Origin of the sequence: Yersinia canariae, assembly GCF_009831415.1 — a bacterium.
In the GTDB taxonomy this organism is placed as follows: domain Bacteria; phylum Pseudomonadota; class Gammaproteobacteria; order Enterobacterales; family Enterobacteriaceae; genus Yersinia; species Yersinia canariae.
In genome coordinates, this window is sequence record NZ_CP043727.1 from 3,502,890 (window position 1) to 3,516,216 (window position 13,327).

Genomic DNA, 13,327 nt, shown 5'->3' on the forward strand with positions numbered 1-13,327 from the left:
AACCCTGCCAGTAAGTTAGTGGTCACTATTTGATTTCGGATGCCATTATGCGTCACTTTTGTGACATTTTTATGAAAAACATCGCGCTCTTGTAAGCAATAAGCATAGTGATAAATTTCATGATAATTGCAAAATGCAGTGCTCAAGTTTGCGAGGCGTCTCGGAGATTTCCCTCACACCCTGCTTTTAGCCGCGACATCCGGCGGGCAGCGTTTATAATCAGCGCCATTATCTTTGAAAGACAACCTGCCATAGCGGGAGATTTATGCGCATTATTCACACCTCTGACTGGCATTTAGGCCAGCATTTCTTTACCAAAAGTCGTGCGCCTGAACATCAGGCTTTTTTACACTGGCTTATTGAACAGATTGAAGAAAATCAGGTTGATGCGCTGATTGTTGCAGGGGATATTTTTGATACTGGCTCCCCACCCAGCTATGCCCGTGAGCTGTATAACCGTTTTGTGGTCGAACTCCAGGCAACAAATTGCCAGTTGATTGTTTTGGGGGGAAATCATGATTCAGTATCAACGCTGAATGAATCTCGGGGTTTGCTTTCTTATTTGAATACCACAGTCATTTCCTGCGCCAATAACAATCTGGATCAACAAGTTATTATACTGAAAGACCATCAGGGCCAGCCAGCGGCCTTGCTTTGTGCTATTCCTTTTTTGCGACCGCGCGACTTAGTTACCAGTCAGGCCGGTGAGTCCGGTGAGCAAAAACAACTGGCATTACAAGAAGCAATTGCCGCTCACTATCAGGCGCTCTATCAGCGAGCGCTAGAGCGGCGCACGGAACTGGGGCTGCCCTTGCCTATTATCGCCACTGGGCATTTGACCACAGTCGGGGTCACCACCACAGATTCGGTACGTGATATTTATATCGGCACACTGGATGCTTTCCCGGCACAAGCTTTCCCCCCAGCAGATTATATTGCTCTGGGTCATATCCATCGCGCTCAGCAAGTTGCGAAAACCGAGCATATCCGTTATAGCGGCTCACCAATCGCTTTAAGTTTTGATGAATTGAGCAGCGAGAAAAGTGTTTATCTGGTTGAATTTGCTCAGCAAGCTTTAACATCAGTGACCCCACTCTTCATCCCACAATTTCAACCAATGAAGTTAATCAAAGGCGATTTGGCGCAAATAGAGCAACAGTTAGCCGAATTTGCTAACCATCAGGGCTTACCGGTATGGCTAGATATAGAAGTCGCAACGCAAGACTATCTCACTGATATTCAAAGACGAATCCAGGCATTGGCCGCGGAACTTCCGGTGGAAGTGGTGCTATTGCGGCGCAGTAAAGAACAGCGCAATAACAGCATTGAACGCCAGGAAAAAGAAACACTCAATGAGCTGAGTGTTACAGATGTATTTGAGCGCAGACTGGCGCAGGAAGCGGATTTAGCCGAGCCACGCCAAGAGCGCATGCGCCAAATGTTCAATCAAGTGGTGGTGGACATCACACTAGGTAAAGATGCTGCAGAGGAGCAACCTGCATGAGAATTTTAAGTCTACGCTTGAAAAATATTAATTCTCTACAGGGTGAATGGAAGATAGATTTCACCGCAGAACCCTTTGCCAGCAACGGGTTATTCGCTATCACCGGCCCTACAGGGGCGGGCAAAACTACCCTGCTTGATGCCATCTGTCTCGCGCTATACCACCAAACTCCGCGTTTGAATGTCACCCCGAGCCAAAACGAACTGATGACCCGCCATACTGCGGAGTCGCTCGCTGAAGTTGAATTCGAGGTAAAAGGCACGAGTTACCGCGCGTTCTGGAGCCAGCGTCGTGCTAAAAATAGCCCTGAAGGGAATCTACAAGCCCCTAAAGTTGAGCTAGCGCTGTGTGAAGATGGCAAAATCCTGGCTGATAAAGTGCGTGATAAGCTTGATATGATTGCTGCAATCACCGGACTGGATTTTGGCCGTTTCACCAAATCGATGATGCTATCCCAGGGGCAATTCGCAGCTTTCCTCAATGCCGATGCTAATGACCGCGCGGAATTATTAGAAGAATTAACCGGCACCGATATCTATGGGCGGTTATCTGCATATGTCTTTGAGCAGCATAAGCAGGCCAAGATCACGTTGGATGCATTGCACCAACGCGCCAGTGGTATTGAGCTTCTTAATGAAGAGCAGCGTGTAGCTTTGGCGCAACAATTAGATACGCTCGGTGAACAAGAAAAGCAGCTCACCTCAGAACAGCGCATAAATCAAAACCAAATAAATTGGCTCACCCTTTGGCAGCAACAGCAAAAGAATGTACTTGAATATCAACAACAACAGCAACTCATTGAGCAAGAGTATCAACAGGTGCAGCCCGAACTGCAACAGCTTGCCCGTAGTGAGCCCGCAGAAAAGTTACGCCCTTTATTACATGAGCGCTCACGTAGCCTACAAGATTTACAGCAGATACAACTGCGTGTCACCACACTGACAGAACAACAAAAACAACTTCAGACACAACTCACGCCACTGGCCCACGCCTTGGAACAAGCCAATCTTGCACGTCAACAACAAGCAACCAGGCAGCATGAGCAAGAAACACTGATCGAGCAAAAAGTCGTTCCGCTGGATAACCTTATTGCTCAACAGCAGCACGCATTAATGCTACTTGCCACACAAGTACAACAGTTGCGAAGCAAGGAGCAGCAAGGTAGACAACAACTTGAGTTAAACGAACAACAGCTAAAGCAAACCTACCAGCGCCTGCAACAACTGACTGAGTATACCCACCAGTATGCTCATCATCAGCACTGGGAAAAAAATCTGCCTTTGTGGCGAGAGCAATTTCGTCAATTACAAATTCAACAAAAACAATTAGTTGAAAGCGAGCAACAATTACAGCAAGAAGTCACATTGCTCACTTCCTTGCAACAGCAAATCGCCACACTGAATGAACAAGATAAACAACAGCAAACCGCATTAGCCCAAGCCAACTCTCAAGTTGGTGGTATTCAGCAACAATTATCAGTACTTGAGCAACAACAGCCTTTAGCACAATTACACCAACAACTGTCCGAACTCCAGCAACAGCGCCCAGTCCGACAACAACTAGCCGCGTTATCGCCGCTGGCACAACAAGTACAAGCGCTGCATGATAAACAGCAGCAACAATTAGTGGGCCAACAACAGCAGTTAAAACTCCTCGAACAGCAGTTGGCAGAGAAACGTCAGTTATATAAACAACAAAAACAACATCTGACGGATCTTGAAACTTTGCTGGAACGCGAAAAACAAATAGTCCGGCTAGAAGCTGAGAGAGCCAAACTGCAACCGGGAGAGGCCTGCCCATTATGTGGGGCATTGGATCACCCGGCTATTACTGAGTATCAATTAGTAAAACCCTCAGAAACGACCCTGCGGGTTGAGGAACTGCGACTTCAGGTTGAGCAGCTTTTCACGGTGGGAACAGAATTACGTACTCAGGTAGCAAATGGGCAGCAACAGCAGTTGCGCCTGGAACAAGAGTTACAGCACAGCCAGCAACAATTGGCAGATTATCAACAGCGATGGCAAACACTCACTCAGCCATTGGCGCTGACATTTGCTTTGAATGAATCTGCGGTCTTAGCAACCTGGTTAGAGCAACAGGAACAATCAGAACAAACCTGTCAGCTAAAACTGGCTGAATATGAAAGGCTGAATCAGCAATATCAACAAGCTAAAGATATTCTGGCTCAGGCAGAACAACAGCAGCAACAGCATCAGCAGCAATTGGCATTTGTTATTCTGCGCCAGCAAGATGCCCAGCAGTCTCACCAAAAACTGCTAGCACAACATCAACATCAACAAGCTGAATGGGCAAAAACGCGTCAAGATTTTAGCCATACCCTGGCGGAATTATCACTCTCCCTTCCTGACACAGACCAACAACAGAGCTGGCTATCACTGCGGGAAGAGGAAAATCAGCACTGGCACCAGTACCAGAAAGAGCAGCAGCAGTTAGCTCTAGGCCAAAAAGCGCTGGAAACGCAGATTGAAAATGAACGTCGCCATTTACAAGAATGTATTGATCAGTTGTCTACACTCACCCAACAGCATCAACAAGCTGAAACCTTGTTACAACAACAAAAACAACAACGCCAGACACTGTTTGGTGACATTCAGGTTATCGAGGCACGCCAGTTATTACGCCAACAGCAGCAACAAGTGGAGCTGGCTCAACAGAATGCATCACAAGCCCTGCAACAGGCACAATCTCAACTTAACTTGATGTCCGGTGAGTTAACCGGGCTGAAACAGCAACAACAGCAAAATCAGCAACGCGCTACCGAGGCCCAAGCTGAATTACAACTTGCGTTGGCAAGCAGTGAATTCGAGGATGAGGATGCATTAACCACCGCATTACTCAGTGAAGAAGAAAGGCAACGTTTGCAGCAATTGAAACAACAATTGAGCGAGCGGCAACAACAAGCAAACATCCGCCAGCAGCAAGCCAGTGAGGCGCTAGAACAACTGATACACTCTTGCCCCGCTGGGGTCAGCCAAACATCCGAATTAGCAATATTACAACAGCAATCAGAGCAAATACTGGCCCAACTGAAAGCCAATACCTTGCGACAAGGCGAATTACGCAATCAGTTAGAAAGCGATACTGTTCGCCGTGGCAACCAACATTCGCTATTTGAGCAAATTAAACAAAGTCAGCAACAATATGATGACTGGAGCTATCTCAATCATTTAATCGGCTCCAAAGAAGGTGATAAATTCCGCAAGTTTGCACAAGGTCTGACACTCGATCATTTAGTCTATCTGGCAAATAATCAACTCAGTCGGCTGCATGGTCGCTATCAATTACAGCGTAAAACCAGTGATGCGCTGGAGCTACAAGTGGTGGATACCTGGCAAGCAGATGCTATCCGTGATACCCGCACACTATCAGGAGGAGAAAGTTTCTTAGTCAGTTTAGCCCTGGCCTTGGCGCTATCAGATTTGGTCAGCCATAAAACCAGTATTGACTCCCTATTCCTTGATGAAGGCTTTGGCACTCTGGATGCAGAGACACTGGATACTGCACTGGATGCCCTTGATAGCCTGAATGCATCGGGTAAAACTATTGGGGTTATCAGCCATGTAGAAGCAATGAAAGACCGAATTCCAGTGCAAATTAAAGTTAAAAAAGTCAATGGATTGGGGGTTAGCCGCTTAGATAATATCTTCCGGGTCAATCAAGACTAAACACGGGGCTGCGCCGTGCTGAGCAACAGCGCGGCTAACAACACTTTGTAGCGTCAAGGCCGAAGAGCAGGTGCTGGCCACAACCAAGCGGCACCTCGCACCCCACTAGAATCCCCGTGCAAAGCTTTACGAATTGGGGTTTCACACTCACCGCCAAAGACCCAAGGGCTGATTAACGCGGGCAATGTTTTATACAGGCGGTCGACATTACTCATTCCTCCACCTAACACCACAACATCCGGGTCAAACAGATTAATGACATGGGCTAATGACTTGGCCAAACGCTGCTCATAATTTACCATCACCTGCTCAGCCTGCGCATCCCCTTGTTCAACCAACGCCATAATTTCATGTCCCTTGAGTGGCTGACCACTCAAACGAAAATAGTCAGTAGCAAAGCCAGTACCGGAGACAAAAGTCTCAATACAGCCTTTTTTACCGCAGTAACAAGCAACTTCCTGCTGATACCGTCGCTCTTCATCATCCTGCCACGGTAACGGATTATGCCCCCACTCACCGGAAATACCATTTCCCCCCGCATGCACACGCCCATCAATAGCAATACCAGAACCACAACCTGTACCAATGATAACGGCAAACACCAGATGCTTTCCGGCTCCTGCACCATCCGTCGCCTCAGAAACAGCAAGACAGTTAGCATCATTTGCCAAACGTACCGGACGAGAAAGTAATCCTGATAGATCCTTATCCAACTCTTGCCCATTCAACCATACCGAATTGGCATTTTTCACCTTGCCAGTAAAAGGAGAAAGTGTGCCGGGGATCCCTACGCCAACACTGCCCTGTTCTCCGGTAGCCTCTTGTGCATCAGTAACTAACGCTGCGATCGCCTGTAAGGTTTTTTGATAATCGTGGCGCGGAGTATCAACTCGCTTACGAAAAAGCTCCCGCCCATCATTTGCTAAAGCAATGACTTCTATTTTGGTTCCACCCAAATCTATACCAATGCGCATCGCGCCTCACCTCGTCGACAGGATTATTTGTTGTATTGTGGCCGTGTTAACGCGTTTATCTCTTCATATATTGTGGCATTTCAGGGTAATAATGATAATAAAAAACGGCTTCTTTTAGTGTGGACAATACACGGCGGCGGCACAATCTTTGTCACTCGCAATTTTGCATTTTGCCTGATGGGTCTCCCTTCAGATAAGAATCCGCTGCTGCGATTTACCAGCCCGCACCATTTTTTTCTTATTCTTTTACTAGGGGTCGACGCCTCAATTCGTTATTATGCCGCCCTGCGTTTGATTAACTCGCGCGCCCCAAGCGCGCCCGAGCCAGGGATAATACTATGCTGTGGTTTAAGAATTTAATGGTTTACCGTTTGAGCCGGGAAGTTTCACTGTCTGCGGATGAAATGGAGAAACAGTTAAGCGCCCTCAGTTTCACACCGTGCGGCAGTCAGGATATGGCAAAGACCGGTTGGGTATCACCGATGGGTTCACACAGCGATGCATTAACCCATACGGTTAATGGTCAAATCGTTATTTGTGCGCGAAAAGAAGAGAAAATCTTACCATCGCCAGTGATTAAGCAAGAGTTGCAAGCCAAGATAGAGCGGTTGGAAGGTGAACAACATCGCAAACTGAAAAAAACTGAAAAAGACTCATTAAAAGATGAAGTTTTGCACAGCTTATTGCCACGTGCATTCAGCCGCTTTAACCAAACCTTCTTATGGATTGATACTGTCAATGACCTAATTATGGTCGATGCCGCCAGTGCCAAACGTGCCGAAGATACTTTGGCATTACTGCGTAAAAGCTTGGGTTCTTTGCCCGTTGTCCCCCTGACATTAGAAAATCCTATTGAACTGACTTTAACTGAGTGGGTTCGCAGCAAAGAATTACCGGCCGGCTTTGCCCTGATGGATGAAGCTGAACTGAAAGCTATTCTGGAAGATGGTGGTGTTATCCGCTGTAAGAAACAGGATTTATTCAGTGATGAAATCGCGGTGCATATTGAAGCGGGTAAGTTGGTCACTAAGTTAGCGCTGGATTGGCAAGAACGTGTTCAGCTAGTTTTATCCGATGACGGTTCATTAAAACGTTTGAAATTCTCTGACACCCTGCGTGAGCAGAACGAAGATATTGATCGGGAAGATTTTGCCCAGCGTTTTGATGCCGATTTTATTCTGATGACCAGCGAGTTAGCTGCTCTGATTAAAAATCTGATTGAAGCCTTGGGTGGCGAAGCTCAGCACTGATATCGCTATAGCCCCAAATGCAAAAAGTATAGCCCTCTCGGTGTTTGAGAGGGCAAATTCAAAGAGTTATTAGCTCAAATATTTACACAAATACGAAGATGCTTCAGCAACTTGCAAATTAAATTCACTTTCCCCTGGGATATAGAAAGTCTCACCTGGTTTGAAAACCTCCCAGCCTGATGAACCAGGAATCAGTACTTTTAAACAACCGGTTATTACAGTCATCTCTTCCGGCTTAGCCGTACTGAAAGTGTACTCGCCCTTTTCCATCACCCCAACGCTAGCTTGCCCAATGCTGTCACTGTCAAAACCAATAGATTTCACTTTCCCGGTAAAATACTCATTAAATTTCAGCATAGTTTTACACCCGCGCCTTAATCAAGATTGAGCTTTCATATTAGAGTCACTATAAATGTTCTGTCACTGATTATTATGGCGAAATGGGATCATAACCGGATTCACTGCAACAGTTGCGGAGAAAGCATACGATTTTACCCTCTCAGGCCAATTTTCTGCTCGTAGAAAGTCGTTATCGGCTAACCCACAAATACCTCCACAGCATAAGGGTGAAGGTTGATAAGTTGAAAATCAGGGAGCATTAGAGATTGCGCAGAATGTACAGCGCCAGCGAGGTTTCAAACACAACAATCAATATTGACCAGAATGCTGGCATAAAATTGGTATGTTGATGAATAAATGACTTGAAGGTTTTCATCGGCCCGCCTTGGTGGCCTTGCCTTGAGTGGCATTAATTGACGTAAATAATTTATGTCAAAATGATTACGTAGGTAATAATTGTACGCTTCGTATAATTAACAGGCAATCAGGTAGGCAAGCTATTCATTCTATAAATAGCGTATCTTACATTTTTAATTACAGGCTTTTTGTGCCGAGCCACTACTTCACCTTCTCATCAGCCAGAATTTGCAAAATATGCTCAACAACCTCTTTTGGCGGCTGAGTAGCATCTAGCACATGATGGGCGACCTCCTGATATAACGGCTCCCGACTGGCCAACACATCTAGCATTTCCTCGACAATCGGTTTGCCCGTCAGGCTGGGCCGCTGGGCGTCTTCGGGATCTTCCGCCAAACGCTCTGCCAATATATTGGCTGATGCGCGCAGATAAATCACGCTGCCGTGATGGCGCATAAATGTGCGATTCTCATCGGACAAGACCGCACCGCCCCCCGTAGCGACTACCGTTTTAGGTGCAGTAACCGTCTGTAGGGCCATACTTTCCCGCAGACGAAAACCATTCCATCCCTCGCGGGCGACTATTTCGGCCACACTCGACTGCAAAGTTTGCTGCATAAATAAATCTGTATCAATAAAGCGATATCCCAACGCCTGTGCCAACGCTTTTCCTATTGTTGTCTTACCTGCACCGCGTGCGCCGACCATAAAGATAGTCTGAGTCATTACTTGAAAGTCCTTTCGCATCCACTTTTGAGGATAAATTCTCGACATCAAAAAACCGGCCACTCTTATTGACCGGTTAAACTGAATTACACTTAGCCCTGCATGTAGGTGCAAATCATACCTATAATTGAAGGTAGTGCAAACTTTACAATATTGTAAAATTATCGATACACCCGATAATGGTGATATTTAATCATCACCCGATGTGGAACAATGATTCACATCGGGTGATGGCCGTAATTAGAAATCAACGCTGGCACGCAAAACAAACTGCCGAGGCTCACCCACCGCAACCCGAAGATTACCACCACTGGATGGATAATAGGTTTTATCAAAGAAGTTTTTCACGTTAAGTTGCCATTTCACGCGATAATTATTAATCGGTAATGAATAGGAAATAAATGCATCGGCCACCGTGTAATCATCTAAGGTAAAACTGTTTGCCGCATCACCGGCGCGCCGCCCGACATAACGTGTTCCGGCACCCACTCTTAAATCATCACCACTTTGCCAACCAGTAGACCCCAATGCCTGAGTCAAGAATAGAGATGCGCTGTTACGGGCAACATTAGCCATCTGATTACCTTTATTATCAGGATCTTGCGTCACTCTTGCATCAGTATAAGCATAAGTGGCAATTGCGCTTAAATTATCCGTCAGCTGCCCTGCAATATCTAATTCAACGCCCTGTGAGCGGACACGACCTGCGGTGCGCGTGATGGTTTCGCCATTCACTAATTCATTGACCATGACATTACGTTTGGCAATATCAAACAGTGCCAAAGTCCCCGTCACCCCATTAGTCCATTCCACTTTGCTACCAATTTCCCAAGACTGGCCTTGCTCCGGTGGCAATGAATCTATCTGGGTGGCGATAGATGAGTTAGGTTTAAAAGACTCACTGTAACTGCCATATAAAGAGACTTCTGGTGTCAACTTATAGACCACACCAGTGCGGGGAACTAATTTACTGTTGGAGCTATCAGTATTGGTAATGAAAGGCCGACCTTTACCGGCAAAAACATCAAAATGATCGTAACGTAAACCTGCCAGTACAATCCATTTTTCGGTCAATTCAATGGAGTCTTGCATAAACCAACCATAACTTTTCAGGTTTTCGCGCTGATCACTGTCTTTAGCACTGACTGCTGTCGAAGGCGGCATCAAACCGTATACCGGATGATAGATATTAAAATCTGAATTCTTTTTACCCCGGATCATATCGCCACGATATGTGCGGTTGTCCTCATAATCAAAACCAAAGAGCATCTGATGGCCCATGCCACCCAGATCAAGGTCGCCATTGAGTGTCAGCTGCACTGCCTGAGCACGGCTCACCGCACTGGCGGTCGCATCCGCCTGACGACTTAAGACCCCGGTCGTCGGATTTAGCAATAATGCCCGGGCCTGGTTATCACTATAACTATTGCGGTTATAAGCATATGTCAGGGAGCTTTTCCAATCGTCATTAAGCACCTGATCAATTTGCAGAGTGATATTATCCTGGTCACCACGAGTCGCGTTATAGGCCTCATCAAAGCGGCGATCTCGCGGAGTATCTACCGTCTTGGCCGTGCGGCTATCAATAATGGTGCCGCGATCAAAGGGGGTGAGGTATTCCATATGTTCGTAAGCAACACGCACCGTGGTGGTTTCACCAAACCACATGACCGAAGGCGCGACGACAGTTTGGCGATTCCGACCAAAATTGCGCCAGTAATCGGTTTCATCGTGATCAACAATCATCCGGTAAGCAAAACCGGATTGGCCTAATGGGCCGGTGACATCCAACTGACCGCCGCCGCCTTTGAAACTACTGCCCCAACTTTCAATATGTGTTTGCTGCGCTAACTGCGGTTTCTTGGTAATCATATTGATTACACCACCCGGCTCCCCCATGCCATATAACATGGATGCCGGGCCTTTCAGAACTTCGACCCGCTCAGTAGTCGGCGTAAAATTACGCGCTTGTGCCGAACGCACACCATCTCGCAAAATGGAACCATCACGGTTATCGCCGAACCCACGTTTGATGACAGCATCTTGCGTACCACCCAATGTATTCGATTGAGTAATGCCACTGACGTTATACAGCGCCTCATCAATGTTTCTTACCGCCTGATCGCGCAATACTTGTCGTGGAACCACATTAACCGCCTGTGGCACATTCAACAGGTTGGTTTCCGTACGTGTCCCGGTCACACTCATGGTCGGTTGATAGCTTTGTGTGTCGGCATCACTTTGCTGACCAATCACCACTATTTTAGTTTTTTCTTCGCCATTTTTAGTTGCTGTCTGAGTGTCAGCCGCCTGGGTAGCAGACCCAATAACAAGCAGTGGCAGGCTGCACCAGTACATATGCTGGTGCTTAATTATTTTCATTTTCTAGCTGACTCCAATAAATCCCTGAGAAAGGTAACGGCAAAAATTGTTGATATAATTGTTGGAAAGTGTGCTGCGGATTGATATCGGCAAATAGGTCGGGATAGAAGGCTTTAGCAAACATTTCTACCGCCACAACATGGTAAGGGCTGAGATAGAAATTGTGCCAAATACTGTAGGCCCGGCCCTGTGTCACGGCGTTAAGGTGAGAAAGAATGGGTTGTTCTGCTAGCACTTGCTGGAAGCTGTGCTGTGCCTGCTCAGTATTAACCAGCGGCCCCAATTGTAAGCTGGAGAAACGTTTTCCTGTTGGACCGGCCATACCGGTAGCTATATAGATATCAGGATTCGCTTGCAGCACATTTTCTGGATTTAGCTCGCCGTAAACACTGTTAATGCGAGAAGTGGCGATATTGTCGCCACCGGCAAAAGCAATCAAATCACCGAGATTACCTTTAGAAGCTGTGGTGCAACAGCTTTCGCGCCGCCCGAGGTGCAAATGCAGCATGACCGTCGGTTTTCGCCCTGAATAATGAGCCAGACGCTGCTGGATAATCTGCATATGTTGCTGATAAAAATTGATAAACTGTTCAGCACGGGCCTGCTGATTCAAGACCTCGCCCAAAAGTTTAATACTGGGGACTGTGTGTTTTAACAAATCAACACGGAGATCCACATAGATAACCGGGATACCGGCTTTTGTTAGGCCAGCCAAAGTCCCATCATCACCTTCAGCACGAGCAAATCGCGGCAAAATGATCAGATCGGGCTGTAATTGGATTAACCGTTCAAGATTTACCTGACGAATATTTCCACTACCAATTATTGGAATTTGCGCGATTTCAGGAAATTTTTGAGTGTAAAGCTGCCAACTTTGCGCATCGAAACGCTCAAGATCTGCGGGCCAACCAATGATACGTTGTGCCGGATTGCCGGGTTCTAATAACGCCAATGTATATAACATCCGGCTTTCACCCAGAATAATGCGCTGCGGGTTATCCGGTACAACGACCTGACGCCCGAGAATATCGGTGACACTTTTTGCCTGACTGTTGAGAGAAAGAGTTAACAAGCAAAAAACCAATAGAGTTTGAAAATAGCGCATGCACTTCACATAATAATAAAAAACAGTCGCGCATGATAATCATTATCATTGGCATTTTCAATTTAATTGGCTACATCATTGGCATATGAGGTAAAAGTGGCTGAAATTCACCCTCAATTTTGCTCTTGGGAGAGAAAATTGCGCTTTTCGCCTGATAATCCTCTGGCAAACCAGAGGGATGGCGTAGCACTTATGAGGGGAATATCAGGAATTCGCCTCTAACGAGGCTGGCAAATATAGACCAAAGCAGGAGGGAAATTACGTACTACTCGTATTTTTTTCCAAGTGAAATAGCGGGATAATAGCGGTTCAGAAAGGTGGCTATATTGGAACAAAACCAAAAAGCCATTGTTTGCCCGCAAACGCAACTGGGCCTGCTGTAATATCCTGATACTTATCTTGGTGGGGATTGATAGTAATGGCAGACAGCAAAACACCACATCGTAATCTTGATCCAATTGTTCAGCGGATCGGAAAGCAACCTGCAAACGCGGATCATTGATCTGATGTAATGCATGCACAAAATGTGGCTGGATTTCGTAAGCCTGTAAGCGGGAGTTTACTGACATATGCGACAAAATTCGCTTGGTGAGCACCCCATCAGCAGCACCTAACTCAGCAATATTAAGGTTTTTTTTCCAATCTACCTGGTTCAACATCGCCTGACATAACCAAGGCGAAGAAGGAGCCAACGTACCTATGGTGCGTGGCGAGGCAATAAAACGCTGTAAATAAGAAAACTGACTTTTAAAATTACGCCGGACAGTGTTTAACATAGCCGCTCCTCGGAAACCCGGATGGACTACAATAACACCTTATTTTCCTTAAGTTCTCATTAAGATTGCTCTAAAAGTTAACTATTTTCTGCATATAAATAGAAGAAATCTGTCTTTATGAATACTATCAAGTATTGAATAAACAAACCCGATATAACAATGGATCGCTATTGTCATATCGGGCTTATAATCAATACCAATACTGTATCTAACTATTTCATTAACTAT

The 13,327-nt window shown here is 46.1% G+C and carries 9 protein-coding genes; 3 read left to right on the forward strand and 6 right to left on the reverse strand.

Annotated features, from left to right (window positions below; genetic code table 11):
* Window positions 1-265: 265 nt before the first annotated feature.
* Together sbcD and F0T03_RS16225 are read left to right on the forward strand one after the other, a co-directional pair.
* Complete coding sequence (gene sbcD / locus F0T03_RS16220; RefSeq protein WP_159679470.1) at window positions 266-1,504, forward strand: exonuclease subunit SbcD; 1,239 nt, start codon at window positions 266-268, stop codon at window positions 1,502-1,504.
* Window positions 1,501-5,190 (forward strand): AAA family ATPase, encoded by a 3,690-nt coding sequence (locus F0T03_RS16225; protein ID WP_159679472.1) that lies wholly within the window; start codon window positions 1,501-1,503, stop codon window positions 5,188-5,190. Before sbcD ends, F0T03_RS16225 begins: the two co-directional genes overlap by 4 nt.
* Window positions 5,191-5,243: 53 nt before the next feature.
* Here the strand turns inward: F0T03_RS16225 and mak are convergent, their stop codons facing one another.
* The gene (gene mak / locus F0T03_RS16230; RefSeq protein WP_145557358.1) at window positions 5,244-6,164 is read right to left on the reverse strand and encodes a fructokinase; all 921 of its coding nucleotides are present in this window, start codon (window positions 6,162-6,164) and stop codon (window positions 5,244-5,246) included.
* 338 nt (window positions 6,165-6,502) lie between these two features.
* On the opposite strand from mak, the gene rdgC reads away from it, so the two are divergent.
* Complete coding sequence (gene rdgC / locus F0T03_RS16235) at window positions 6,503-7,414, forward strand: recombination-associated protein RdgC (RefSeq protein ID WP_004392281.1); 912 nt, start codon at window positions 6,503-6,505, stop codon at window positions 7,412-7,414.
* A 69-nt stretch (window positions 7,415-7,483) separates the two neighbouring features.
* On the opposite strand, the gene ppnP is transcribed toward rdgC, so the two are convergent.
* The 5 genes from ppnP to F0T03_RS16260 all read right to left on the reverse strand — a co-directional run bounded on the left by ppnP (window position 7,484) and on the right by F0T03_RS16260 (window position 13,099).
* On the reverse strand, window positions 7,484-7,771 hold the full coding sequence (gene ppnP / locus F0T03_RS16240; RefSeq protein WP_145557355.1) for a pyrimidine/purine nucleoside phosphorylase: 288 nt from the start codon (window positions 7,769-7,771) through the stop codon (window positions 7,484-7,486).
* Between the two features lie 540 nt (window positions 7,772-8,311).
* On the reverse strand, window positions 8,312-8,836 hold the full coding sequence (aroL, locus tag F0T03_RS16245; protein ID WP_145557353.1) for a shikimate kinase AroL: 525 nt from the start codon (window positions 8,834-8,836) through the stop codon (window positions 8,312-8,314).
* Window positions 8,837-9,076: 240 nt separating this feature from the next.
* Window positions 9,077-11,218 (reverse strand): TonB-dependent siderophore receptor, encoded by a 2,142-nt coding sequence (locus tag F0T03_RS16250; protein ID WP_159679475.1) that lies wholly within the window; start codon window positions 11,216-11,218, stop codon window positions 9,077-9,079.
* A complete protein-coding gene (locus F0T03_RS16255; protein ID WP_159679478.1) occupies window positions 11,205-12,323 on the reverse strand; it encodes an ABC transporter substrate-binding protein in 1,119 nt (372 codons plus the stop codon). Before F0T03_RS16255 ends, F0T03_RS16250 begins: the two co-directional genes overlap by 14 nt.
* Window positions 12,324-12,541: 218 nt before the next feature.
* On the reverse strand, window positions 12,542-13,099 hold the full coding sequence (locus F0T03_RS16260; RefSeq protein WP_145557346.1) for a class I SAM-dependent methyltransferase: 558 nt from the start codon (window positions 13,097-13,099) through the stop codon (window positions 12,542-12,544).
* Window positions 13,100-13,327: the final 228 nt, after the last annotated feature.

Excerpts from the sequence above, each read along its gene's own strand:
- F0T03_RS16250 (WP_159679475.1), bottom strand. The coding sequence starts at position 11,218 with ATGAAAATAATTAAGCACCAGCATATGTACTGGTGCAGCCTGCCACTG.
- F0T03_RS16260 (WP_145557346.1), bottom strand. The coding sequence starts at position 13,099 with ATGTTAAACACTGTCCGGCGTAATTTTAAAAGTCAGTTTTCTTATTTA.
- F0T03_RS16255 (WP_159679478.1), bottom strand. The coding sequence starts at position 12,323 with ATGCGCTATTTTCAAACTCTATTGGTTTTTTGCTTGTTAACTCTTTCT.
- ppnP (WP_145557355.1), bottom strand. The coding sequence starts at position 7,771 with ATGCTGAAATTTAATGAGTATTTTACCGGGAAAGTGAAATCTATTGGT.
- sbcD (WP_159679470.1), top strand. The coding sequence starts at position 266 with ATGCGCATTATTCACACCTCTGACTGGCATTTAGGCCAGCATTTCTTT.
- F0T03_RS16225 (WP_159679472.1), top strand. The coding sequence starts at position 1,501 with ATGAGAATTTTAAGTCTACGCTTGAAAAATATTAATTCTCTACAGGGT.
- rdgC (WP_004392281.1), top strand. The coding sequence starts at position 6,503 with ATGCTGTGGTTTAAGAATTTAATGGTTTACCGTTTGAGCCGGGAAGTT.
- aroL (WP_145557353.1), bottom strand. The coding sequence starts at position 8,836 with ATGACTCAGACTATCTTTATGGTCGGCGCACGCGGTGCAGGTAAGACA.
- mak (WP_145557358.1), bottom strand. The coding sequence starts at position 6,164 with ATGCGCATTGGTATAGATTTGGGTGGAACCAAAATAGAAGTCATTGCT.